Source organism: Pseudomonas sp. PH1b, from assembly GCF_000633395.1.
In the GTDB taxonomy this organism is placed as follows: Bacteria; Pseudomonadota; Gammaproteobacteria; order Pseudomonadales; family Pseudomonadaceae; genus Aquipseudomonas.
Genome location: NZ_AYMU01000006.1, coordinates 25,346 through 49,010, shown reverse-complemented (window position 1 = coordinate 49,010; position 23,665 = coordinate 25,346). Strand labels below are relative to the sequence as shown.

General features: G+C 64.0%; 18 protein-coding genes. 3 read left to right on the top strand and 15 right to left on the bottom strand.

What is annotated here, in order from left to right; translation table 11 throughout:
* The 9 genes from U873_RS0111615 to U873_RS0111575 all read right to left on the bottom strand — a co-directional run bounded on the left by U873_RS0111615 (position 1) and on the right by U873_RS0111575 (position 10,709).
* A complete protein-coding gene (locus U873_RS0111615) occupies positions 1 to 222 on the bottom strand; it encodes a formate dehydrogenase subunit delta (protein WP_025128424.1) in 222 nt (73 codons plus the stop codon).
* Positions 219 to 3,116, bottom strand: coding sequence for a formate dehydrogenase subunit alpha (gene fdhF / locus U873_RS0111610; protein WP_025128423.1), 2,898 nt, complete (start codon positions 3,114 to 3,116; stop codon positions 219 to 221). Before fdhF ends, U873_RS0111615 begins: the two co-directional genes overlap by 4 nt.
* Positions 3,113 to 4,666: an NADH-quinone oxidoreductase subunit NuoF gene (locus U873_RS0111605; RefSeq protein WP_025128422.1), complete on the bottom strand. Its 1,554-nt coding sequence runs from the start codon at positions 4,664 to 4,666 to the stop codon at positions 3,113 to 3,115. Before U873_RS0111605 ends, fdhF begins: the two co-directional genes overlap by 4 nt.
* On the bottom strand, positions 4,666 to 5,142 hold the full coding sequence (locus U873_RS0111600) for a formate dehydrogenase subunit gamma (protein WP_025128421.1): 477 nt from the start codon (positions 5,140 to 5,142) through the stop codon (positions 4,666 to 4,668). Before U873_RS0111600 ends, U873_RS0111605 begins: the two co-directional genes overlap by 1 nt.
* Positions 5,143 to 5,666: 524 nt before the next feature.
* Complete coding sequence (locus U873_RS0111595; RefSeq protein ID WP_025128420.1) at positions 5,667 to 6,482, bottom strand: ABC transporter permease; 816 nt, start codon at positions 6,480 to 6,482, stop codon at positions 5,667 to 5,669.
* Positions 6,483 to 6,489: 7 nt separating this feature from the next.
* On the bottom strand, positions 6,490 to 7,326 hold the full coding sequence (locus tag U873_RS0111590) for an ABC transporter permease (protein ID WP_025128419.1): 837 nt from the start codon (positions 7,324 to 7,326) through the stop codon (positions 6,490 to 6,492).
* Positions 7,327 to 7,336: 10 nt separating this feature from the next.
* The gene (locus U873_RS0111585) at positions 7,337 to 8,449 is read right to left on the bottom strand and encodes an ABC transporter substrate-binding protein (RefSeq protein WP_025128418.1); all 1,113 of its coding nucleotides are present in this window, start codon (positions 8,447 to 8,449) and stop codon (positions 7,337 to 7,339) included.
* Positions 8,450 to 8,549: 100 nt separating this feature from the next.
* Entirely contained in the window at positions 8,550 to 9,641 is a 1,092-nt protein-coding gene (locus U873_RS0111580) for an ABC transporter ATP-binding protein (RefSeq protein WP_025128417.1), read from the bottom strand.
* Positions 9,642 to 9,791: 150 nt separating this feature from the next.
* On the bottom strand, positions 9,792 to 10,709 hold the full coding sequence (locus U873_RS0111575; RefSeq protein ID WP_025128416.1) for a LysR substrate-binding domain-containing protein: 918 nt from the start codon (positions 10,707 to 10,709) through the stop codon (positions 9,792 to 9,794).
* Positions 10,710 to 11,026: 317 nt separating this feature from the next.
* On the opposite strand from U873_RS0111575, the gene U873_RS0111570 reads away from it, so the two are divergent.
* Positions 11,027 to 12,610 (top strand): peptidase M20, encoded by a 1,584-nt coding sequence (locus U873_RS0111570; RefSeq protein ID WP_025128415.1) that lies wholly within the window; start codon positions 11,027 to 11,029, stop codon positions 12,608 to 12,610.
* Positions 12,611 to 12,993: 383 nt separating this feature from the next.
* Here the strand turns inward: U873_RS0111570 and U873_RS0111565 are convergent, their stop codons facing one another.
* From U873_RS0111565 to U873_RS0111540, 6 genes are all read right to left on the bottom strand, one after another.
* Positions 12,994 to 14,625, bottom strand: coding sequence for an FAD-binding protein (locus U873_RS0111565; protein ID WP_025128414.1), 1,632 nt, complete (start codon positions 14,623 to 14,625; stop codon positions 12,994 to 12,996).
* Positions 14,626 to 14,900: 275 nt separating this feature from the next.
* Positions 14,901 to 16,112 carry a methyltransferase gene (locus tag U873_RS0111560; RefSeq protein WP_025128413.1) on the bottom strand — a complete coding sequence of 404 codons (1,212 nt, stop codon included), beginning with the start codon at positions 16,110 to 16,112 and terminating at the stop codon, positions 14,901 to 14,903.
* Between the two features lie 48 nt (positions 16,113 to 16,160).
* A complete protein-coding gene (locus U873_RS0111555; RefSeq protein WP_025128412.1) occupies positions 16,161 to 16,850 on the bottom strand; it encodes an ABC transporter permease in 690 nt (229 codons plus the stop codon).
* The gene (locus U873_RS0111550; RefSeq protein ID WP_025128411.1) at positions 16,850 to 17,542 is read right to left on the bottom strand and encodes an ABC transporter permease; all 693 of its coding nucleotides are present in this window, start codon (positions 17,540 to 17,542) and stop codon (positions 16,850 to 16,852) included. The genes U873_RS0111555 and U873_RS0111550 overlap by 1 nt, the downstream gene beginning before the upstream one ends.
* 64 nt (positions 17,543 to 17,606) lie before the next feature.
* Entirely contained in the window at positions 17,607 to 18,359 is a 753-nt protein-coding gene (locus U873_RS0111545) for an ABC transporter substrate-binding protein (RefSeq protein WP_025128410.1), read from the bottom strand.
* A gap of 13 nt (positions 18,360 to 18,372) precedes the next feature.
* Positions 18,373 to 19,146 carry an ABC transporter ATP-binding protein gene (locus tag U873_RS0111540; protein ID WP_025128409.1) on the bottom strand — a complete coding sequence of 258 codons (774 nt, stop codon included), beginning with the start codon at positions 19,144 to 19,146 and terminating at the stop codon, positions 18,373 to 18,375.
* Between the two features lie 565 nt (positions 19,147 to 19,711).
* On the opposite strand from U873_RS0111540, the gene gabP reads away from it, so the two are divergent.
* Positions 19,712 to 21,103, top strand: a complete 1,392-nt coding sequence (gabP, locus tag U873_RS0111535; protein WP_015633814.1) for a GABA permease — start codon at positions 19,712 to 19,714, stop codon at positions 21,101 to 21,103.
* A gap of 187 nt (positions 21,104 to 21,290) precedes the next feature.
* Complete coding sequence (locus U873_RS0111530) at positions 21,291 to 23,321, top strand: DKNYY domain-containing protein (protein WP_025128408.1); 2,031 nt, start codon at positions 21,291 to 21,293, stop codon at positions 23,319 to 23,321.
* The last annotated feature ends 344 nt before the right edge of the window (positions 23,322 to 23,665 follow it).

The following is a 23,665-nucleotide window of genomic DNA, read 5'->3' as shown; positions in this document are numbered from 1 at the left end:
CTAGGCCTCCCAGCCGGCTTCGCTGACAGCTTTCTGCACCAGGGGATGCAGTTCGGCGCCTTGCTGCTGTGTCTGCCAGGCCAGCAGTTCCTTGCGCATGCCCGGGGTCCAGAACATCTGCATGTGGTTGCGCACGCTGAGCACCGCCTGCACCTGGTCCGGTTCATTGGCGAAGTACGAGGCAATCTGATTGGCCATCTTGATCAGGCTGGCGGTACTCATCGGCGCACCTGTGCCTTGTCGCCACGGGAGCGGCGGCGTTCATCCAGCAGACGATGCTGTTCATCACTGAAGGCCTGGTAGCGTTTCTGCCATTCGGACGGGTGATAGATCCGGCTGACCTCCACCGCCGTGACCTTGTACTCCGGACAGTTGGTGGCCCAGTCGGAGTTGTCGGTGGTGATCACGTTGGCCCCCGACTCGGGGAAGTGGAAGGTGGTGTAGACCACCCCCGGCGCTACCCGCTCGGTGACCCGGGCCCGCAGCACGGTCTGCCCGGCGCGGCTGCCGATACCCACCCAGTCGCCTTCGTTGATGCCCCGGCTTTCGGCGTCGGTGGGGTGGATTTCCAGGCGGTCTTCGGCGTGCCAGGCAACGTTGTCGGTGCGTCGGGTCTGGGCGCCGACGTTGTACTGGCTGAGGATCCGGCCGGTGGTCAGCAGCAATGGATAGCGGCCGTTGACCTTCTCGTCGGTGGGCACGTAGCCAGTGAGCATGAAGCGCCCCTTGCCACGTACGAACTCATCGATGTGCATGGTCGGCGTGCCGTCCGGCGCGGCGTCGTTGCACGGCCATTGCAGGCTGCCGTGACGGTCCAGGCTGGCGTAGCTGACACCGCTGAAGGTCGGGGTCAGGCGGGCAATCTCGTCCATGATTTGCGAAGGATGGTGGTAGCTCATCGGATAGCCCAGGGCCGCGGCCAGGGCCAGGGTGCCTTCCCAGTCGGCCTTGCCGCCCAGGGGCTCCATGACCTTGCGCACCCGGGAGATCCGGCGCTCGGCGTTGGTGAAGGTGCCGTCCTTCTCCAGGAACGAGGAGCCCGGCAGGAACACATGGGCGAACTTGGCGGTTTCGTTGAGGAAGATGTCCTGCACCACCACGCATTCCATGGCCGAGAGGGCAGCGGTCACGTGCTGGGTGTTGGGGTCGCTCTGGGCGATGTCCTCGCCCTGGCAGTACAGGCCCTTGAAGCTGCCCCCCAGGGCCGCCTCGAACATGTTGGGAATGCGCAGCCCGGGATCGGCCTGCAGGGTGACGTTCCAGGCCTGCTCGAACTGCTGGCGCACCGTCTGGTTGGAGATATGCCGGTAGCCCGGCAGCTCGTGGGGGAAGGAGCCCATGTCGCAGGAGCCCTGGACGTTGTTCTGGCCCCGCAGCGGGTTCACCCCCACGCCTTCGCGGCCGATGTTGCCGGTGGCCATGGCCAGGTTGGCGATGCCCATCACCGAGGTGCTGCCCTGGCTGTGCTCGGTCACGCCCAGGCCGTAGTAGATCGCGGCATTGCCGCCGGTGGCGTACAGGCGCGCGGCGGCGCGGATATCCGCGGCAGGCACGCCGCAGATGGCCCCCAGGACTTCCGGCGAGTTGTCGGCACGGCTGACGAAGTCGCTCCACAGGGCGAAGGCCTCGGGTTCGCAGCGGGCGCTGACGAACTCCTGGTTGACCAGCCCTTCAGTGACGATCACATGAGCCAGGGCATTGAGCATGGCCACGTTGGTACCCGGGCGCAGGGCCAGGTGCAGCTCGGCGCGGGCGTGTACCGAGTCCACCAGGTCGATGCGTCGCGGATCGATGACGATCAGCTTGGCCCCTTCACGCAGGCGGCGCTTGAGCTGTGAGCCGAACACCGGGTGGGCATCACTGGGGTTGGCGCCCATCACCAGGATCACGTCGGCCTGCATCACCGAGTCGAAGCTCTGGGTCCCGGCGGATTCCCCCAGGGTTTGCTTGAGGCCGTAGCCGGTGGGCGAATGGCAGACCCGGGCGCAGGTATCGACGTTGTTGTTGCCGAAGGCCGCCCGCACCAGTTTCTGCACCAGGTAGGTTTCTTCGTTGGTGCAGCGGCTGGAGGTGATGCCGCCAATGGAATCGCGGCCATATTTGAACTGGATGCGCCGCAGTTCGCTGGCGGCGTAGGTCACCGCTTCGTCCCAGCTGACCTCCTGCCACGGGTCGCTGATGTGCTTGCGGATCATCGGTTTGGTGATGCGGTCCGGGTGGGTGGCGTAGCCCCAGGCGAAGCGGCCCTTGACGCAGGAGTGGCCATGGTTGGCCTGGCCATTCTTGTCCGGAACCATGCGCACCAGCTGGTCGCCCTTCATCTCGGCACGGAACGAACAACCCACGCCGCAGTAGGCGCAGGTGGTGATTACCGCCCGCTCCGGCTGGCCCATTTGCACCACGCTCTTTTCCATCAGGGTCGCGGTCGGGCAGGCCTGCACGCAGGCGCCGCAGGACACGCATTCGGAGTCCAGGAAGTTGTCGCCACCGGCCGCCGCGACCCGGGATTCGAAGCCCCGGCCACTGATGGTCAGGGCGAAGGTGCCCTGGGTTTCTTCGCAGGCGCGCACGCAGCGGTTGCAGACGATGCACTTGCTCGGGTCGTAGTCGAAGTAGGGGTTGGAGGTGTCTTTCTGATCCTGCAGGTGGTTGGCACCGTCGTAGCCGTAGCGCACTTCCCGCAGGCCCACCTGGCCGGCCACGGTCTGCAGTTCGCAGTTGCCGTTGGCCGAACAGGTCAGGCAGTCCAGCGGGTGGTCGGAGATGTACAGCTCCATCACGTTGCGGCGCAGGGTCGCAAGCTTCGGCGTTTGCGTATGCACCACCATGCCTTCGCTGACCGGGGTGGTGCAGGAGGCCGGGTAGCCGCGCATGCCGTCGATCTCCACCAGGCACATGCGGCAGGAGCCGAAGGCTTCCAGGCTGTCGGTGGCGCAGAGTTTCGGGATGCTGGTGCCCATCAGCGCGGCGGCGCGCATCACCGAGGTGCCCTGGGGCACGCTGATGCTGCGACCGTCGATGTTCAGGCTGATTTGCACCTGGCTGTCCCGGGCCGGGGTGCCAAGGTCAACGGCGTTGAGGTCGATGTCTGTGGCGGGGTCGAAAAGAGTGATCATTGCTCGGCCTCCGAGGGCTGCAGACCGAAGTCGGCGGGAAAGTGCTTCAGGGCGCTGGCCACCGGGTAGGACGTCATCCCGCCCAGGGCGCACAGCGAGCCGTATTGCAGGGTGTCGCACAGGTCCTTGAGGATCAGCGCCTGGTGTTCGCGCTCCTCGGCCTGGGGGGCGGCCAGCAGGCGGTCGATGACCTCCACGCCGCGGGTCGAGCCGATGCGGCACGGGGTGCATTTGCCGCAGGATTCCTCGGCGCAGAACTGCAGGGCGAAGCGCGCCATGCGGGCCAGGTCGAGGCTGTCGTCGGCCACCACCACGCCGCCATGGCCGAGCATCGCGCCCATGGCGGCGAAGGCTTCGTAATCCAGTGGCGTATCGAACTGCGCGGGCGGCACCCAGGCGCCCAGGGGGCCGCCCACTTGCGCGGCCTTGAGTGGCCGGCCACTGGCAGTGCCACCGCCGTAGCCTTCCACCAGCTCGCGCAGGGTCAGGCCAAAGGCTCGTTCCACCAGGCCACCGTGGCGCACATTGCCCGCCAGCTGGAAGGGCATGGTGCCCAGGGAGCGGCCCATGCCGTAATCGCGATAGAACGGCGCGCCCTTGGCCAGGATCAGCGGCACCGAGGCTAGGGTCAGCACGTTGTGCACCAGGGTCGGTTGGCCGAACAGGCCTTGCAGGGCCGGGATCGGCGGCTTGGCGCGAACCAGGCCGCGCTTGCCCTCCAGGGAATCCAGCAGGGCGGTTTCCTCGCCGCAGATATAGGCCCCGGCACCGACCCGTACCTCCAGGTCGAAGGCCTGGCCGCTGCCGCCGGCATTGGCTCCCAGGTAACCGGCATCCCGGGCGATTTCCATGGCTTCGCGCAGGGTCGCCACCGCCTGTGGATATTCCGAACGCACGTAGATGTAACCGTAGCTGGCGCCAACCGCGAGGCCGGCAATGGCCATGCCCTCGATCAGCAGGAACGGGTCGCCTTCCATCAGCATGCGGTCGGCGAAGGTGCCGGAGTCGCCTTCGTCGGCGTTGCACACCACGTACTTTTGCTGCGGCGGTGTGTCACGCACGGTGCGCCACTTGATCCCGGCAGGAAAGGCCGCGCCACCGCGACCGCGCAAGCCGGAGTCGAGCACGGCGGTCACGGTCTGGTCGCCCCCCAGGGCGATGGATTGGGCCAGCCCCTCGAAGCCGCCGTGGGCCCGGTAGTCCGCCAGGGACAGTGGCCGGGTGATGCCCGCGCGGGCGAACAGCAGGCGTTGCTGGCTCTTCAGATAGGGCAGGTCTTCCACCCGGCCCAGGGCCAGGGGGTGGTTGCTGGCATCACCTTGCAGGGCATCGAGCAGCGAAGGGACATCGGCGGCAGTCAGCGGGCCGAAGCCCAGACGGCCGTCCGGGGTGTCGACTTCCAGCAGCGGCTCCAGCCAGTACAGGCCGCGGGAGCTGGTGCGTTGCAGTTGCAGGTTGCGCGGTTCGGCCTGGGTGGCGATGGCTGCGGCCACTTGGTCGGCGCCCACGGCCCGGGCCAGGGAATCACAGGACAGGTAGAGGCTGGGCATCACGCATCCTCCAGGCAACGCTCGAGCAGCGCGTCGAGGCGCTCGGCACTGACCCGCGCATGCATCTGGCCGTCCAGTTCCAGGGCCGGTGAGCAGGCGCAGGCGCCCAGGCAATACACCGGCCGCAGGCTGATGCTGCCATCGCTGCTGCTGCCGTGGTCGTCCAGTTGCAGGCGCTCGCGCAATTGCGCGGCCAACTGTTCGGCACCGCGGCTCTGGCAGGATTCGGCGCGACACAGGCGCAGGATGTGCCGTGCCGGTGGGGTGGTCCGAAAGTCGTGGTAGAAGCTGATCACCCCGCGCACTTCCGCCTGGCTCTGGTTGAGGGCGTGGGCGATTTCGGGGATGGCGAGATCGGGGATATAGCCGAGCTCTTCCTGGAGGGCGTGGAGGATCGGCAACAGCGCACCCGGGACGCCCTTGTGGCGTTCCAGCAAGGTGTGGATCACAGGCAGGTGCAGCGTTTCATCAGGCATACAGCAATCCTCACGGTCACGGACACACCTGGTGGTTGTCGGCGGTCCGAAAGTGTCGGCTGCGGCACTTGTTGCCACGTCACGGTAGCGCGGCGGTTCAGGCCGGTGGCCATGCACCCTGAATGGGCATCTTGTTGTACCCGGCGCGGTCGTTGCCGCACCTGTTCAGGGCATAAAGGGCAGCTTGACACGCTGCCTTTGAATCATCCGCACGAAAGCGACTTGCTCAGTTCCAAATACGACTACCCGTTGAGTCTAGAAGAGCCTGGACAAGCCGGCGCGCGGAGCCGCCGACTATCGGATAAACGCCGGCGCTGAGTGCTGACTTCGGTCAGTTGCGCGATGAATAGACAGGCGCGCAGGGAGGGCGGGCCAAGGGGCTGTTGTGGCGAGGGCGCTTGCTCCTGCTCGGGCGCGCAGCGGCCGTAGCGCCTGCGTCCGCGGTTCGTCGGCAGCAACCGCGACGCAGGCATTGGGCTGGCTTCGCCAGCCAGCGCGAGCAAGCGCCCTCGCCACAGGGGGCGCTAGGGGCGAGCGCGGCGCTGGGCGGCGTACTGCAAGGCCAGGCGGCCCATGAGCACCAGCAGGGTCAGGCCGATCAGCAGCACGGAGATCGCAGCCACGCTCGGGTCGACGTTATCCCGCAGCCCGCTCCAGATCCGCCGGGGCAGGGTGTTGACGTCAACGCTGGTGATGAACAGGGTCACCGCCACCTCTTCCCAGGACAGGGCGAAGCTCAGCAGCGCAGTGGAGAAGATCCCCAGCTTGAGGTTGGGCAGCATCACCAGGAAGGTGGTCTGCATCAGGCTGGCGCCGAGGTTGCGCGAGGCCAGTTCGATGCGCCGATCGACCTGGCTCAGGGCCACGAGCATGGTCACCACGCCGTAGGGCACCACCATCACCACGTGGGCGATCACCACCCCCGGCAGGGTGTCGTAGCCCCAGCCCGGGGCAATGCGCCCGAGGTTGGTTTCCATGAAATACAGCACCAGCGCCGAGATCACCGGTGGAATGGCCATGGGCAGCAATACCAGGCCGATCAGCAGGGTCGCCAGGCGCGAGCGCAGGTACCAGATGCCGAGGCTGAAGCTCACCGCCAGCAAGGTCGCGATAACGCTGGTGGCGCTGGCGATCGCCAGGCTCTGGCCGATGCTCGACAGCCAGTCGGGGTTGCTCAGCAGCGCCTCGTAGTGACGCAGCGACCAATTGCCGTCGGGCATCGACAGGTAGCGCTTGGCGGTGAAGGAAACCGGGATCACCGTCAGCAGCGGGAACAGCATGAAGGCCATGGCGACCACGGCGATCAGTCGGGTACTCAGGGCAGTGCGATGTGTATTCATAGTGACCTCAACCCACCAGTCGATTGACACGGGTGATGCGCATCAGCAGCCAGATCAGCGCGCTGACCAGGGTCAGCAGCACCAGGCTCAGGGCGGCGCCCAGGCCCCAGTTGCTGGTCTGGAACATCTGCAGGAACACGTACTCGGCGATCATCACCGTCTGCCCGCCCCCCAGCAGCACCGGCGTAATGAAGAAGCCCAGGCAGAACACGAAGACCATGATGAAGGCCCCCAGCAACCCCGGCAGGGTCTGCGGCAGCAGCACTTGCCAGAAGGTGCGCAGGGCGCCGGCCCCCAGGCCGCGGGAGGCCAGCAGCACGCGCTGGTCCAGCTGGCGCATGCTCGACAGCAGGGGGAACAGCGCATAGGGGATCATGAAGTGCAGCATGCCGATCACTACCCCCAGTTCGTTGCGGGTCAGTTGCAGGGGATGATCGATCCAGCCCATGGACAGCAGGCTGTCGTTGACCACGCCGTTGCTGCGCAGGGCGATCAGCCAGCCGAAGGCGCGCACCAGTACCGAGATCCAGAACGGGATGAACACGCAGATCTCCACCATGCGCTGCCAGAACGGCGGGCTGAACACCCAGCAGTAGGCCAGCAGGTAGCCGATCACCAGGGCCAGCAGGCTCACGGTCAGGCACAGGCGCAGGGTGCGCAGGAGCATGTCGTGGATCGCCGGGTCAGTGGCGATGCGCTGGTACTGCTCGATCCCGGGCTCGGGCAGGGTGAAGCTCCAGCTCACCACGCCGAAGAACGGCAACAGGTAGAACACCACCAGCAGCAGCGGCAGGGGAAACAGCAGCAGGCTGCGTTCCAGGCGCGCGGTTCGGGTTGTACTCATGGTCGACGGCTCACTTGGACAGGTGGGTCAGGTACTGCTCCAGGGTGCTGGAGTAGTGGTCGGCGTACCACTGGGTGTCGAGGAAGATCTGCTTCTTCATGTTGGCTTCGGAGGCGCAGTTGATCTCCCGCTGTTCGGCGCTCATCAGTTGCTGGGTGGCGGCGTTGGACGGACCGTTGCCCAGGGCCTCGAACAGCTTGAGCTGGCCGGCCGGTTGCAGGGCGTGCTGGATGAACTGCATGGCCGGGGCCTTGCCCGCCGGGTTGTCCTTGAGCACGCCCCAACTGCTGGCATTGAGGAAGGCGTTATCGAAACCCCACTTGATGCGCCCTTCGCTGTCTTCGTGCAACAGGGTGGCGCGGGTGTGCCAGATGGCGCCCATGGAGGCTTCGCCCTCGATCATCAGTTGCTGGCTCTCGGCGCCCGAGCCCCAGAACGACAGGACATGGGGCTTGAGCTCGTCGATCTTGCGCAGGGCCCGGGGCACGTCCAGCGGGTATAGCTGGTCGGCCGGGACGCCGTCGGCCAGCAGCGCCGCTTCGAGCATGCCGTTCATCCACTTGTAGAGGGTGCGCTTGCCGGGGAATTTCTCCACGTTCCAGAAATCCGCCCAGTTCTTCGGCCCGTTGTCGCCGTACTTCTGGCTGTCCCAGGCGATCACGTAGCTGAACAGGTAGCCGGCGATGCCGTGCTCGTGGGACAGCGAAGGCGCCACCAGGTCGCGCTGCACCATGCTGTAGTCCAGGGGCTGCAACACCTGGTCGCGGCCCAGGGTCATGGCGCTGTAGCTGTCCACATCGACCACGTCCCAGCTTGGGCGGCCGCTGGCCAGTTGCGAGCGGATGGCGCCTTCGGTGGGGCCGGCGCCGTCGATGCGCACCGGAATCCCGGTGCTCTTGGTGAAGCTGTCGGTCCAGGCGCTGCGAAAGGCGTTCAGCGCATCGCCGCCCCAGTTGACCACCACCAGGGGTTTGTCCGCCGCCCAGCTGATGCCGCTGCGCAGCGCCAGGGGCACGGCCGCCAGCAGGCCCATGGCCTGGATGAAAGTGCGGCGGCTGACCTGTCCGCCACGGGCTTTTTCGATGAGGATTTCAATGCAGTCGCGTTGATGGTGCTGGCTCATGGGGCAAGTCCTCGCGAGGCCGACGCACTGCGCGACGGCCGATTATTGTTGGTTTTTTACGAAAACCCTGGGCAGAAGCTTGGGGGGTGGGCGCGCCGGCTCAGGCTTCCAGCAGGAAGCTGTTGCGCACCGGCCAGCTGAGCCACACCGGGGTGCCGCTGGGCAGGCGGGCACCGGGGTGGTCGCCGGGCACCGAGAGGTTCACCGGTGCCAGTTCCGGGCTGATGTTCAGCGCCAGATGAGTGCTGGAACCCTGGTAGACCCGTTCGCCGAGGCACGCCGGCAGCACGTTGTGATCCCCCAGCTGCGGACGCTCGGTGTGCAGCATCATGTGTTCCGGGCGCACGGCCAGCAGTTGTGGCTGGTTGCTGATTTCACCCGAGGTTGCGGCGTGCAGCGGGTTGTCGCCGCAGCGGCCGCTGGCCTGGTTGCCATTGCGGGAAATGCCCTGCAGGGGGAACAGGTTCATCTTGCCGAGGAACTCGGCGACGAAGCGGCTGTTGGGGCGGTCATAGATGCCTTGCGGGGTATCGACCTGGGACAGCCGGCCCTGGTTGAAGATGGCGATGCGGGTCGACAGCGCCAGGGCTTCTCCCTGGTCATGGGTGACGAACACGAAGCTGGTGCCCACCTGGCGGTGGATGCGCTGCAACTCGCTCTGCAGCTGCTCGCGCAGGTTCTTGTCCAGGGCCGACAGCGGCTCGTCGAGCAGCAGCATGTCCGGTTCGAACACCAGGGCCCGGGCAATGGCCACTCGTTGTTGCTGGCCGCCGGACAGTTCGGAAGGCTTCTTGTGCAGGTGGGCGCCCAGGCCCACCACTTCGAGGATGTGCTTGACCCGACGCTGGCGCTCCTCGGCCTTGATCCCGCGGATCCGCAGCGGGTAGGCGACGTTGTCGGCAACGCTCATGTGCGGGAACAGCGCATACCCCTGGAACACCATGCCGTAGTTGCGCTTTTCCGCCGGGCGGCGGCTGATGTCGACCCCGTGCTCCAGCAACTTGCCGGCGCTGGGACTGAGGAAGCCCGCGAGGATCATCAACAGGGTGGTCTTGCCTGAGCCGGAGGGGCCCAGAAGGGTCAGGAACTCGCCTTGGCGAACGTCGAGATCGATGCCATCCAGGGCGGTGAAGTTGCCGTAGTACTGGCAGATTCCTTGGGCGCTGAGTTGAGTCGAAGGACTACTGGACACTGCAGTGTTCTCCCAGATAACCGGCCTGAAAGATGAAGTTTTTATTGTGGTCGAAGCAGGCGGTGAGCTCATTATTGTGAAAAGCAACGCGACATCAATGGATTAATTTTTGTCTCATTGGTGAGTGAAATTATCCAGTCGCCGAAGCCTTCACGGCTCCAGCGGCGGCGCGTCGGTGATGCCCTGGGCGCTGGTCTGCAACTGGTTTTTCAGCCAGGCACTGAAGGCCTGGACCACCGCTCGCTCGGCCTTGGCCGGGTCGATCACCAGGAAGTAGCCACGCAGGGCACTGATGGCGATATCGAACGGGCGCACCAGCAGCCCGCGGGCCAGGGCATCGCCACTGAGCAGGTTGTCGCCAATGGCCACGCCCTGGGCGGCAATGCAGGCCGACTGCGCGCAATGGGCATCGGAGAAGGTGATGCCGCTGTCGGCATTGACCTGGGTAGCGCCTGCGGCCGCCAGCCAGACTCGCCAGTCGGTGGGGTCGCTCATGTGGATCAACGGGAAGTTGCTCAGGTCCTGAGGGCTGTTCAGGCCGCCGATGGCGTTGATCAGGCGCGGGCTGCACACCGGGGAGAAGCGCAGGGTGACGATCTGTTCCACCATCAGCCCCGGCCAGTCGCCGATGCCGTAGGCGATGAACAGGTCCGCCTCGGCGTCGCTGGTGTCGTCCTGGGTGCGGGGGCTGACCACCTGCAATTGCACCTGGGGGTATTGGCGCAGGAAGCCGTTGATGTGATTGCACAGCCAGAAACTGGCGAATCCCGGGTTGCAGCTGATGCGCAATTTGCCGGACACCTGCTGGCCGTCGAAGCGCCGGCCGGCGTCCTGGATATCGGCCAGGATGCGCCGCACTTCGCGGGCATAGCATTGGCCCTGGTAGGTCAGGCCGATGCCGCGTCCGACCCGTTCGGTGAGGGCGAAACCCAGGCTCTGTTCCAGGCTGATGATCTGGTGGCTGATGGCGCTGCGGGTCAGGCTCAGCTGCTGGGCCGCGGCAGTCACGCTGCCCAGGCGGGCTACCGCGTCGAGGGCGCGCAGGGCGGTGATCGAGGGATAACGCATGCTACCTCCGGGTCGGGGGAAACCTGTCTTCGACGGCGTCCGGTCGGCCTGCGCGGCGGTGCCGGGGCGAGGCGCGGGGGCCGAGGATGCCGGCCGCAGTATGGGCCGCGGCGCTGCAGAAATGGTCAATTTTCTTTGACATTGATGGCGAAAAAATTCGATTGATGTAATCCGCGCTTCACCAATACTGAGCCTCGATCCGGCCCCCAGCCGACCGGACAACCCCCATAACAACAAGAGGTCCCGTCGGCCTGGAGCGGGCGCTGCTGTGCCCCGGCGCCAGCCGGCAGGAACCTGGATAACCAGGAGTGCCGCGGATGTCACGCTACAAGGAATTCGCTCTCGATTGGGTCGAGCGCCATCGCCAGCAACTGTCGGACTGGCACCAGATCATCTGGCATTACGCGGAGCCTGCGTTTCGCGAATACAAGTCCTGCGCCTGGTATGTCCAGTTGCTGGAGGCCGAGGGATTCACCGTCGAGCGCGCCAGTGGCGGCATGCCCACGGCCTTCTGCGCCACCTTCACCCAGGGCCAAGGGCCGGTGCTGGCAACCTACGGCGAGTACGACGCGGTGCCCGGCAACTGCCAGGCCGCGACCACGCGCAAGATGCCTCGTGATGGCTTGTCGCGCTTCGCTCCGGGCCACACCGACCCGCACTCGGCCCTGGGCATCAGCGCCCTGGGCGGGGCCCTGGCGGCGAAGGCGACCATGGTCGAGTTCGGCCTCCAGGGCAGCATCCGCTTCTTCGGCGAGCCGGCGGAAAAGCTACGGGCCTCCAAGCCGGTGCACGCGGCCAAGGGCTATTACAACGACCTGGACGCGGCCATCAGCTTTCACCCCACCTACATGCTGCCGCTGAACAACACCACCACCTGGGACACCCACTGCGGTATCGCCTACGCCTACATCTACAGCTTCACCTGCGTCGATCCGGAAAACTGGATCGCCGCTGACCGCTACAGCCCGATTCCGCAGAATCACCTGGCGGCCCGTGCCCCGGGGGCCAACGACGCTCTGGTGCATTTCTACACCCTCAACGAAAGCCTGCGCCGCTCGACGCTGCCGTTCACCGGCCTTTGGAGCTACAACGAAGCGATCCTCACGGCGGGCCAGGCCACGGCCGACAACCTGCCGCCGCACCTGTCGCAGATCCAGTACCTGCTGCGCTGCGACTCCATCGAGCAGGCCGAGACCATCTCCCAGGTCATGGACAACAACGCCGCCGCGGCGGCCATGGCCACCGGCTGCCAATGGAAAAAGACCTGGGTGTGCAAGTCCCGCGGCGGCCTGCCCAATCACGTCATGGCCCAGGCCACCTACGACAACCTGGCGGCGGTGGGCGCTCCGCAGTGGGACGAAGAAGCCCGGGAGATCGCCCGCGAGATCCAGCGCAACCTCGGCCTTGAGGCGATGGACAAGCCTTTCCTGCCCGCCACTGAAGCGCTGATCGAGCCTCAGGAATGCGAGCGGCAGATGCGCCTGCAGATGCCCGCCTGGCAGAACTACCTGACCTCCGACGACTACCCGGAATACACCTGGCATTGCCCCACCGTGCGCCTGCTGGTGGCCCGGCCGATGCTCAGCGCGCCGCCCGGGACGGTGTATCCGGACTGGGTGTCCAACGCCCTGGGCGGCATTCGCCAGACCATCGACCCGATGATCGAGGTCGCCGCCAAGACCATTGCCGGCACCCTGGTGGACCTGCTCACCGATGAGGCGTTGCTCAGCGCGGCCAAGGCCGAGTTCGTCGAGCGCACCGGTGGCGGGATTGGTGGCAGTCGCTGGCAGGCGCCGCTGTTGCCCAAGGACTTCCAGGTGCCCCACGATTTCCGCTGGCCGGAATACATCAGCACGGCCCGAGGCGAAGAGTGGTGGATTCCGGCACGGGCCGATGAGTAGGAAGCGGCATCGGGCCCTTGCCTGAGGTCGTTCCCTGGCACCTGGGCGAAGGTCGTTATGCCCATTCGCTCAGGTGTTTATGCACAACGGATGGGTTGCCAGGGCCGGGAGCTGTCGGATTTGTGGAGCCGTTCTCACCTTTGTGCAACTGGCTGTTTTTTCGGGCTTTTATTTTGTGAACAAAAAATGACCAATCGCTGATTGGTCTGCAATGCCCTGCATTTGTGGGCTTTGCCAGGATTCCATCAACAGACTTATCCACAGGTCGCGACAGCCTGTCGCAGAGGCGCACAGCATGCTCATCAAGCCAATGGCGTACGGCTACCGGGAGGCTGGAACGAGCACACTGCGGTTATACCCCTGTGGTGTGTCCGGGCTGGAACCTATTGGGTCGTTGTGGCCGGGATGGACAGTTCATGACGAAACAGGTTGTTGGGGTCTATTGAGGCCTTCAGGTTGCAAAGGGTGTTGATCAGTTCCGTATTCCAGCCGTAGTACAGGTTCAACCAGTCGGGGTCTACAGCGCCTGTATCGGTGTACTTCATGTCGACATCGGGGTAGTTGATATAGCAGCCATCGTAGGCGGGTCTTTTCGGCTTGCCGCCGTGTACGGCATTGAAGATGTTGCGAATCCAGGCTATTTGCACCCTGTCCTCGGCAGCATGGGTCCAGTACGTCTGGTACTGGGTTTTAAGCAGTGAGCTTCGTTGAGGAACTGCGGTCGTTCCCATGCCGTTTTTATTGATCGCCCCGCCGTAGGAATCGATCTGTACCAGTGACTGGCTGAAGCGTTTGTCTAGCGTAGCTTCGGTCAAGTGCGTCAGCAACGCGTTGCAGGCCTGATCGGAGAACTGTTCGACCTGATAGTCGGACTTGTATTTGCCCCGCTGATTGTTGCCCGAGCCGTTAATCATTTGAGTGACGTACAGCCAATCCATTGCCGTATGTTCCGCTACCGCCCCGCTGAATTTTCTGCCGGCAAGCGGGTGTCGCAGCGGTGCAATGTTGGGGGCGATGAAACCGTCATGGAGGGTCGGCGTGATGCCCGCCGCGGCATTCATCTTGCTGATGAAGTCATTGAGCGGGATATCGTTTGCGCCGCCGACCAGGCCATTGGGACCGGTGTATTGGATCGCCAGCACTACATGGTCGGAGGTATCCACATGGTTCAGTTTCAGCAGGGTGAACAAGCCACCATTGCCAATCCCTTCCACTGGGCTGGTCGCGGCGGCGTCGTTGTCCGAGAACCATTGCCAATAGGCTTTCAGGAAGTTCGAGAAGTTGGGAATCAGCTCTTTCCACGGGTAGGCCAGGGGAATCCAGTAGGCTTTTTGCGGGGCTTGGGGAAGTTGGTCGAAGTAGTAGCCGATGATGATGCCGAAGTTGCCACCGCCGGCGCCGCAACAGGCGGTGAACAAGGCCCTGTCGTTGTTCGATGGGCTGTCTGCGCGAACATGCCGGAACTCCAGTTGCCGCGAGTTTTCCACAGGCACAAGAATGTCGACGCCGGTAACCCAGTCCACGGTCAGGCCCTGAAGGCGCGATAACAACCCGTAACCGCCGCCGCTGATGTGCCCGCCGACACCGACTGAATAGCATGAGCCGCCAGGAATGGTGCGCCCGGCCTGCTTGTACAGCGACAGGTAGCCGTCCCAGTTCTGATTGCCGGTCAAAGCCATGAAGCGATACTGCCTGTTCTGGCTGTCCCAGGGAGACGTGATGGATTGGCCTTCGTCGTACTTCAGGCCTTTCATTTCACCAATGTCGATAATTGCCAGGCTTTCTGTCTCGCCGCGCAACTTGTTGGAAACAAAACCCTCGTAGCAGTGGCCACCGCTGCGCACCGTGATGCGATAGCCGTCACGCAGTGCGGTATTGGCTGCCGCCAGAACTTCATCGGGCGTTGTACATACATAAATCCGCTGTGCGCCCTGTTCGATACTGGGCGGCCAGCGCAAGTTGAAACCCTTTTGCAGGGTTTCGTAGGTGTGTGCCTGATGGTCGATGACGTTCATGGTTAACTCCCTGTAGGTGATGGTGAACTTGGCGACTTCCTGTCGAAAAATGACCGCTTTCGTTGCGCCCGAGCTGTTGCCTGAGTGCTGCCTGTTTCTGCACGCCTTAGAGACTAGTAGGCGTAATCAGCTTGGTTTTTTTCTTTCGTGACCTTGAGGACCATTCCTCGGCTTGATCGGCAACGTTCAATGGGTTGTCCGAGGTCCGTTTGTGAGGTCACTGGTCGCAGGGGGCAGGCACCACGCGCATCGGCCAGAGCCGGCGCGGCGGGAGGTTAGGGGCGTTGTGCCAGCAGTAGCAGATTGCGCGGGGTCAGGGGGGCCTCGCAGAAGGTTCCGAGGCGCACGGCATAGCCCTGCTCCTGCAGGAACAGCCCACGGTCCAGCACCAGCCACAGTTCCAGGGGGCGGCGGAACAGGCCGCGCAACAGTTCCAGGTTGCGCACCTGGGCCAGGCGCTGCCAGCCGGCGGCTTCGAGGGCGGCCCAATCCTGGCAATCGACTGTGGATAAGTCCTTGAAGGCGGCGAGATCGCGGCAGTAGGCGGCGAAAGGTTTGTCCAGCCAATGGCTGGGCAGGGAAGGGGTCGGCAGGTATTCGTCGATGCCACGCACTTGCCGTTGCAGCAGGTCGAATGCCAGGCGCCGGGCCATGGACGTGTCGCGCTGGCGCCGGACCCGGGCGCCGGCCGTGACGGTTTCGCTCATGGGCAGGGCCAGGTCTTCCAGGGACAGTTCCAGGCTCGACGCCAGGGCGGCTGTGGATAAGCCCAGGTAGCGGCTGGCGCGGGTGCGGTTGTAGCAGCAGGGGGCGATGGCCAGCTGTGGACAACCCTGCTGGCTGGCCAACTGGATCAAGCGCACATGCAGATCGCCGCACGCGTGCAGGGCCACCGGACTGTGCTCGGCGCCCAGGTGCCGGGCCGTGTCATCGGCCAGCACGTCCTGTTGCCGATGGTGGGCGGGCAACCCGTGGTGCCGGCTCAGTTGCTCGCCGCTCTGGATCAGCGCCGGGTCGTATTCCAGGCAGGTCAGTTGCTGCCCGGGTTGCAGCAGGCGCCTGCCGAGGTGGCCCTTGCCGGAGCACCAGTCGAGCCAGTGAGTCGGCTCGCGGTCGAATTGCAGGCAGGCGGCGAAGGCTTCGATCTGCTGCCATTTGCGTCCGGGCACGTCGACGTTGAGGCGTGGGTGGTGCGCGGGCAGTGCCTGCATGGGGAGTTCGCCCACTGCGCCGAGTGCTCGGGCCTGCTCTGCCAGTTGGACAAAGGGGGCCGGTGCCTGGAGTTGCTGCGGGTGGTTGTGGGCCGCCTCGGCATCGTCCAGGGAACGCTGGCGCAGCCAGTGGGGGAGCTCGGGATGCTGGGCCTCCCAGGGCAGGTGCGGGTGGTTGAACGGGCGCGGACGCCAGAGCGCCTGGTGCTCAAGCAGGAAATCCCCGAGGGCCTGGAAGCGAGTCAGCAGCGCGGGGCCTTGGAGGATCGGGGGCATGGGCGTTGGGTCCGGGCAGGCCCGCTCCCTGGCGGGAGCGGGAGAAGGTCAGCGTCCCTGGCAGGCGTCGACCCGCAGCCAGCGTTCCAGTTGGCGAAAGGCCTGGACCAGGATGAACGACATCAACAGGTAGAACACCCCGGCGGTAAAGAACATGTCCACCGTCAGGTAGTTGCGGGCAATGATGGTGCGGGTCATGCCGGTCAGTTCCAGCAGCGTCACGGTGCTGGCCAGGGAGCTGGCCTTGAGCATCAGGATCACTTCGTTGCTGTAGGCCGGCAGGCCGATGCGCGCCGCCCGCGGCAGGATGATGTAGAACAGTGCCTTGGGCTTGGACATGCCCAGGGCCCGTGCGGCTTCGATCTCGCCGGGCGGAATGGCCTGGATCGCGCCCCGCAGGATCTCGGCGATGTAGGCCGCGGTGTGCAGGGTCATGGTGGCGGTGGCGCACCAGAACGGGTCACGCAGGTAGGGCCACATGAAGCTCTCGCGCACCGCATCGAACTGCGCCAGGCCGTAGTACACCAGGAACAGCTGCACCAGCAGCGGCGTGCCGCGAAAGAAGAAGATGTAGGCGTAGGGCAGGGCGCGCACGTACCACAGCTTGGACGAGCGGGCGATGCCCAGCGGAATGGCCAGCAGCAGGCCGAGGATCACCGCGATGCCTACCAGCTCCAGGGTCAGCGTCGCGCCCTGGATGAATTTCGGCAGCCATTTGTAGATGACTTCCCATTCCATTACGTCGTCCTCACAAAGCCGCGGGCGGCGCGTTTTTCCAGGAAGTGCATGCCGGTCATGGCCAGTACGGTCAGGCCCAGGTACATGAAGGCCGCGACCATGAAGAAGGTGAAGGGATGCTTGGCGAAGGTCACGGCGTTCTGCGCGTGGCGCATGATTTCCTCAAGACCGATCACCGACACCAGGGCGGTGTCCTTCATCAGGATCATGAACAGGTTGCCCAGGCCCGGCAGGGCGATGCGCCACATCTGCGGCAGGATCAGGCGGGTGAAAATCCGCCATTTGGACAGGCCCAGCGCGGTGCCGGCCTCGCGATGGCCCTTGGGGATGGCCAGGATCGCGCCGCGGAACACTTCCGTGGCATAGGCGCCAAAGCACAGGCCGAGGGCAATCACCCCGGCGAGAAACGGGCTGAGGGCCAGGTCGGGATTGCCGAAATACTCCCCCAGCGCGCTCATCATGTTCACCGTGCCGTAGTAGATCAGCAGCACCCACAGCAGCTCCGGGACGCCGCGCACGATGGTCGAGTAGGTTTCGCCAAGCCAGCGCAGCGGCTTGTACGGGGAAGTCTTGGCCAAGGCGCCGAGCAGACCGAGCACCAGCCCCAGGCATAACGCCGAGAGGGCCAGCTTGACGGTCATCAGCGCGCCGGCGGCGAGCGCCGGGCCGAATCCGTAGAGATCGATATTCATGGGGTCTGGATGGCTTTGCTAAGGACCGGCGCCCAGGGGGGAGCGCCGGTCAGGCAAGTCAGTATCAATAGATGCTGAACGGGAAGTACTTGTCGTTGATCTTCTTGTAAGTGCCGTCGGCCACGATTTCCTTCAGGGCGGCGTTGAGCTTCTCGCGCAGTGGATCTTTCTTGCGTACGGCAATCCCGATCTTGTCGCTTTCCACCATAGGTTCGCCCTTGAACTCATAAGGCTTGCCGGCATCGCTCTTGAGCCACTCGTAGTTGACGTACTTGTCGGCCAGGATCGCGTCGAGGCGGCCGGACGTCAGGTCCAGGTAGGCGTTTTCCTGGGTGTCGTAGAGCTTGATGGTGATGTCGTCGCCCAGGTTGTCTTCCAGCCAGGTGCCGGCCAGGGTCGCCCGTTGTGCGCCGATGATCTTGCCCTTGAGCGAGGCCTTGTCGGTCTTGAACTCGGTCTTGGCTTTAGGCGCGATGAACTGCAGCTTGTTGGAGTAGTACGGGTCGGTGAAATCCACCGCCTGCTTGCGCTCGTCGGTGATCGACAGCGAAGAGATCAGGAAGTCGAACTTCTTCGCGTTCAGGGCCGGGATGATGCCGTCCCAGTCGGAGGTGACCACGGTGCACTCGACCTTCATCTTGGCGCACAGGGCGTCGCCGATGTCTTTGTCGAAGCCCACGACCTGGCCGCTGGCATCCTTGTTGTTGAACGGCGGGTAGGCTGCCTCGATGCCCATCTTCAGGGTCTCGGCGGCAGCGCTGGCGCTGAAGGCCAGGGTGACGGCAGCGGCCAGGAGGATTTTCTTATAGCTCTGCATGCGTGTAGCTCCGTTAGCGGTTGCTGGACATGAATTGTTTGCAGCGTGCCGAAAGCGGGTTCTCGAAGACCTGCTGTGGCGATCCCTGTTCTTCTACCAGACCCTGGTGCAGAAACACCACTTCGCTGGAGACCTGGCGGGCAAAGCTCATTTCGTGGGTGACCAGCAGCATGGTACGGCCTTCTTCGGCCAGGGCGCGGATCACGTTGAGCACTTCCTGGACCATTTCCGGGTCCAGGGCCGAGGTCGGCTCGTCGAACAGGATGACCTTGGGTTGCATCGCCAGGGTGCGGGCGATGGCGGCGCGCTGCTGCTGGCCACCGGACAGCTGGGCGGGGTAGGCATGGCGCTTGTCGGCGATGCCGACCTTGGCCAGCAGGGCCTCGGCCACTTCGATGGCCTCGGCCTTGCTCTGGCCCAGCACCCGGCGCGGTGCCTCGATGATGTTGTCGAGCACGCTCATGTGCGGCCAGAGATTGAAATTCTGGAAGACGAAACCGATTTCGCTGCGCAGGCGGTTGATCTGCTTGCCGTCGGCGGCCACCAGCTCGCCGTTTTTCGCGGCCTTGAGCTTGAGCTCTTCGCCGGCCACCAGGATCTGGCCCTGGTGCGGGTTTTCCAGCAGGTTGATGCAACGCAGGAAAGTGGACTTGCCGGAGCCGGAGGAACCCAGGATCGATATCACGTCACCGTCGCGTGCGGTCAGCGAGATACCCTTGAGTACCTCCTGAGTGCCGTAGCGTTTGTGCAAGTTGTGGATTTCAAGCGCGGGCGTGGCCTCAGCCATGTGCGGTCCTCATAGAGTTCATTGTGCTCCTGCTGTTGGCGGCCTTCCTGGCGAGGCGCCAAGCTAGCATAGGGTTCAAAGCGCAGCCAACAGCGCTACCGGAGGTAAACAGACGGTGTGTGGCAGGTTGTCGCATCAGCACAGGAGACTGTCGCCCCATCAACAACCGAACGCCCGTTTGAACCCTGAATCCGCCTGAAATCCGATAGGTGTCGCGTAAAAAAAGGCGCGATGGTGCCAGCTTTGGCCGGGTGTTGGAAGGGTTAACGGGCCAAAGGTCATGGATCTGCACTCTAATCGCTCATCACCTGCTTTTCGGGTGTGTTTTTGGTGCACGGTTTCGTCCTGTAAGTTGAGTCGCCCGGTAACGAAATGGCGAAATGCCATTGTTCTCAATGACTTGGGATTTCCATCGGTCGGCTCGCCAACCCCGCTTGGCCGGGACCCTGTAACATTTTGGCGCAATTCTTGCGTGCGAAATAAAGAACGCCCTGTTGATTTCTTTTTACGAGAACGAATGCGGACCGGGTGGAGTTACTCTTTATTTCGTTGCAAAGGTGCTTTTATGAGCGGTACGCAACTCTCCAATGACCTCGAACAGGGGCTCAAACCGCGGCATGTGACCATGCTGTCGATTGCCGGCGTGATCGGCGCGGGCCTCTTCGTCGGTTCCGGCCATGCCATCGCCGAGGCCGGTCCGGCCGTACTGCTGGCCTATGCCGCCGCTGGCACCCTGGTGGTGCTGGTCATGCGCATGCTGGCGGAAATGGCCGTGGCCTCGCCGGACACCGGGTCGTTCTCGACCTACGCCGATCGTGCTATTGGCCATTGGGCCGGCTTCACCATCGGCTGGCTGTACTGGTGGTTCTGGGTGCTGGTGATCCCGCTGGAAGCCAACGCCGCCGCCACCATCCTGCATGCCTGGTTCCCCAATGTGGCGATCTGGGTCTTTACCCTGGTGATCACCCTGCTGCTGACCGCCACCAACCTGTTCAGCGTGAAGAACTATGGCGAGTTCGAGTTCTGGTTCGCCCTGATCAAGGTGGTGGCCATCATCGGCTTCGTGATCCTCGGCCTCGCCGCCATCTGCGGCTTGCTGCCCAACAGCCAGGTCAGCGGCGTGTCGCACCTGGTGGACACCCAGGGCTTCATGCCCAACGGCATGGGCGCGGTACTGGCCGCGATGCTGACCACCATGTTCTCTTTCATGGGCACCGAGATCGTCACCATCGCCGCGGCGGAATCCCATAACCCGGGCAAGCAGATCTCCAAGGCCACCAACTCGGTGATCTGGCGGATCGGCCTGTTCTACCTGGTGTCGATCTTCATTGTCGTGGCCCTGGTGCCATGGAATGACCCGAGCCTGGCCCAGGTCGGCTCCTACCAGACCGTGCTCGATCGCATGGGCATTCCCAATGCCAAGCTGATCGTTGACCTGGTGGTGCTGGTGGCCGTGACCAGTTGCCTGAACTCGGCGCTCTACACCGCCTCGCGCATGCTCTTCTCTCTGGGCAAGCGTGGCGACGCCCCGGCTGCGGCCAAGCGCACCAATGCCAGCGGCACCCCTTACTGGGCGGTGATCCTGTCTACCGCGGCGGCCTTCCTCGCGGTGTTCGCCAACTATGTGGCCCCGGCTGCGGTGTTCGAGTTCCTGCTGGCCAGCTCCGGCGCCATTGCCCTGCTGGTGTACCTGGTGATTGCCGTGTCGCAACTGCGCATGCGCCACAAGCGCATGGCCGCCGGCGAGAAGATCGCCTTCCGCATGTGGCTGTTCCCGGGCCTGACTTACGCGGTGATCGTGTTCATCGTCGCGGTGCTGGGCATCATGCTGTTCCAGGAAGAGCACCGGGTGGAGATCCTCGCCACTGGCCTGCTGAGTGTCATCGTCATCGCTGCCGGCCTGTTGGTGGCCCGTCGGCGCAAGGCCGAGCGCAACGGTGCTCTGGCACTGAACTGACGCTTTGCCCCGCTGTTGGTGAAAAAGGCCGCGCTCAGAAATGACCGCGGCCTTTTTCATCTGCGAATGCAGCTTGGCGGGTCTGCTGGCGGCGGGCTGAGGCTCACTCGCGGCCTGGCAACGGGGCGCTTTACCCACCCGGGGCGCCTGCTGATAATCCGCCACTCGGTTAGCTTGGGATGCAGCGATGAACGACCTGGATATGGATCATGCCGAGTGGGAACTGCTCGACCTTGAATGGCATCAAGGGTTCGCCTTCGTGGACGGGGCGCTGTTGGTGGAGGAGCGAGCTCGGGACGTGTACCTCCTGCTGCAGCGTGAAGGGCGGACCCCGGCTGAGCAGGCTTGCCAGGCGGCGACCGAGCAATTCCCGGCTTCCCCCCTGGTAGAGGGCGAGCCGCTGTGGCGACATCGTGTTCATCGGCACCTGCTGCGTGATGCGCGAGCCGATTATTATGCGTTGCCCCGCTACTTCGAGCGTTATGGCTACCACCCGTTGCAGGCGTTGCCGGGGCGCGTGTGTCGGGGCTTGCAGAGCCTGGGCCATGACCATTGGCGTGATCAGGGTCGTGCCTATTTCTGTCACGACTACGGGCAGGAAGTGATCGAGGGCGCGCAGCCTGAGCGCCTGGCGCTTGTGCACCCGGTGCCAGAAAACTGGCCCGCGGGCTCGGTGCTGTTCAGTGACGGGGCCAAGGTCTTCCTCGGCGCCCGGGCGATCGCCAGCGCGGAGCAGCAGATACGCGGTACCAACCATCCGGCTTATCAAGTGATCAGCGGCCAGGTCTGCCGGGGCGGCGCTGTGCTGCATCAGAAGGACGGTTCGCCATTGCCGATTGCCAATCCCGATGGCTTCCAGATGCTGGCCAGGCGCTGGGGGACGGATGGGCATTCGGTGATCGTCCAGGCGCAGCAGGGCTCGAGCATTGCCTACGAGTATTTCTACCGCATCGACAACGTCGATCTGGCGACTTTCAGCGTGCTCAACGAGCGCTACGCCAAGGACGCACGGCGGGCTTACTACCTGACCGGAAAAACCCTGCGCTATGTCGGTGACTTCCGCCTGCTGAACCGTGTTCAGTCGCTGTTCGACGCCGGTGGCCGGATCTTGAGCCAGAGTGAAACGGCGGACCCGTACTTTGCCGTGGACGATCAGTTCGTCTACTGCAATGGCACCCGCCTGCGTGGTGCCGATGGCCCGAGCTTTCGCCACCTGGGATTCGATTACTACGCTGACCGGCATCGCGTCTACCGGCGCAGCAAGCCGCTGGACGTGGATATAGAGAGCTTTGTGGTGGTCCAGCTGGAGCGTGGCGAATACAACTATTCGCCGTTGCTGGTGGGTGACAGGCACGGCCCGCTGGGTTCGGACGGGGTGATCGATGACACCATGCTGCAAGAGTGGTCGGCGTACTTCGAGGCGCATCCGCAGGTGCAAGGCTATTGGTGGCATCGCTTGCAGGCGCCATCGGCTTCAGCAGCCCAGGCCTTGCGTGCCATCGGCGCCGGGTTCGAGCTGGGGAGCCAGGTGCACTTCCATGGCCGCCCCATCAATGGTCTGGACGCCGGCAGTTTCAAGCTGCTGGACACACACCTGTGTGGCGACGCCAACGGCCTGTATCTGATCCCCTTTCATCGCGCCGAGACCCAGGTGCCGGAACGATTCTCTTCGGCCTGCGCCGATCAGTACCGTGCCCTGGGCGGCCCGTACCTGACAGATGGCCAGAGGGTTTTTTGCCACAGTGTGTTTTATCAGGTGCCTGAGCCGATGGCCAAGGCGGATCTGGCCAGCTTCGAGTCATGCGGGCAGGGCTGGGCCCGAGACAAGGCGGCGGTGTATTACTACGGCACAAGAAAGAAGCCCCTCGACCCGGCGCACACTCGCTTCATGGGCAGCTACGCCTTCACCGCGACACTGATGTTTGCTGCCGGCAAACCGCTGGAGGTGGCATTCAGCCCGGAAGAAGTGACGGTTCCACATCCGGACTTTCTGCAATTGGGCACGCGCAAGCTGTTCTGTGGTCGGCGGCCGGTGAGTGCCAAGCGCATCGACCTGGCCAGCCTGGAGTTTGTTGCCCAGCGCTATGCCCGGGACAAACAGCGCTTCTACCTCTACGACGGGTACGCGACCCTCAGCGAAATCAGTGCCGAGCAGTACCACCAGGCACTGACGAAGGCTCCGGCAGGGGATGCCGGTTTTGAGAGTTTGGCGTTCTGAAGGGCAAAAAAGGCTGCCATCAGCATTGACGGCGGCCTTTTTACTGGATTTGTGACTTGTTACATGGCGTTTCATGGACAGCCCGCTGGCGAAATAGTAGCCTGCGCGCTCTTCGATAAGAGCTCTTGCGTGCCAGCGTGAGAGGAGCTAAGGAATAGCGCTGTAGTACAAGGGAATGAACGCTTGTCGGGATTCTAAGTCCGCCTTCTGTTTCTGCCCCCCTTGATCCGCGTGTGCCACCCCTGCTCCTGTATTGTCCGTGCCTGCTTGTGCTGTGGCCGACAGTCCCGCTCGAAGAATGAGCATTCAGGGTTCAATGGTGATCGCCCGGCCATTGCTCCCTC

What these genes read in the sequence shown, in the direction of transcription:
- U873_RS0111570 (WP_025128415.1), top strand. Translation starts at nt 11,027, where the DNA reads ATGTCACGCTACAAGGAATTCGCTCTCGATTGGGTCGAGCGCCATCGC.
- U873_RS0111600 (WP_025128421.1), bottom strand. Translation starts at nt 5,142, where the DNA reads ATGCCTGATGAAACGCTGCACCTGCCTGTGATCCACACCTTGCTGGAA.
- U873_RS0111540 (WP_025128409.1), bottom strand. Translation starts at nt 19,146, where the DNA reads ATGGCTGAGGCCACGCCCGCGCTTGAAATCCACAACTTGCACAAACGC.
- U873_RS0111585 (WP_025128418.1), bottom strand. Translation starts at nt 8,449, where the DNA reads ATGAGCCAGCACCATCAACGCGACTGCATTGAAATCCTCATCGAAAAA.
- U873_RS0111615 (WP_025128424.1), bottom strand. Translation starts at nt 222, where the DNA reads ATGAGTACCGCCAGCCTGATCAAGATGGCCAATCAGATTGCCTCGTAC.
- U873_RS0111555 (WP_025128412.1), bottom strand. Translation starts at nt 16,850, where the DNA reads ATGGAATGGGAAGTCATCTACAAATGGCTGCCGAAATTCATCCAGGGC.
- U873_RS0111575 (WP_025128416.1), bottom strand. Translation starts at nt 10,709, where the DNA reads ATGCGTTATCCCTCGATCACCGCCCTGCGCGCCCTCGACGCGGTAGCC.
- U873_RS0111560 (WP_025128413.1), bottom strand. Translation starts at nt 16,112, where the DNA reads ATGCCCCCGATCCTCCAAGGCCCCGCGCTGCTGACTCGCTTCCAGGCC.
- U873_RS0111595 (WP_025128420.1), bottom strand. Translation starts at nt 6,482, where the DNA reads ATGAATACACATCGCACTGCCCTGAGTACCCGACTGATCGCCGTGGTC.
- gabP (WP_015633814.1), top strand. Translation starts at nt 19,712, where the DNA reads ATGAGCGGTACGCAACTCTCCAATGACCTCGAACAGGGGCTCAAACCG.
- U873_RS0111565 (WP_025128414.1), bottom strand. Translation starts at nt 14,625, where the DNA reads ATGAACGTCATCGACCATCAGGCACACACCTACGAAACCCTGCAAAAG.
- U873_RS0111545 (WP_025128410.1), bottom strand. Translation starts at nt 18,359, where the DNA reads ATGCAGAGCTATAAGAAAATCCTCCTGGCCGCTGCCGTCACCCTGGCC.
- U873_RS0111550 (WP_025128411.1), bottom strand. Translation starts at nt 17,542, where the DNA reads ATGAATATCGATCTCTACGGATTCGGCCCGGCGCTCGCCGCCGGCGCG.
- U873_RS0111605 (WP_025128422.1), bottom strand. Translation starts at nt 4,666, where the DNA reads ATGCCCAGCCTCTACCTGTCCTGTGATTCCCTGGCCCGGGCCGTGGGC.
- U873_RS0111590 (WP_025128419.1), bottom strand. Translation starts at nt 7,326, where the DNA reads ATGAGTACAACCCGAACCGCGCGCCTGGAACGCAGCCTGCTGCTGTTT.
- fdhF (WP_025128423.1), bottom strand. Translation starts at nt 3,116, where the DNA reads ATGATCACTCTTTTCGACCCCGCCACAGACATCGACCTCAACGCCGTT.
- U873_RS0111530 (WP_025128408.1), top strand. Translation starts at nt 21,291, where the DNA reads ATGAACGACCTGGATATGGATCATGCCGAGTGGGAACTGCTCGACCTT.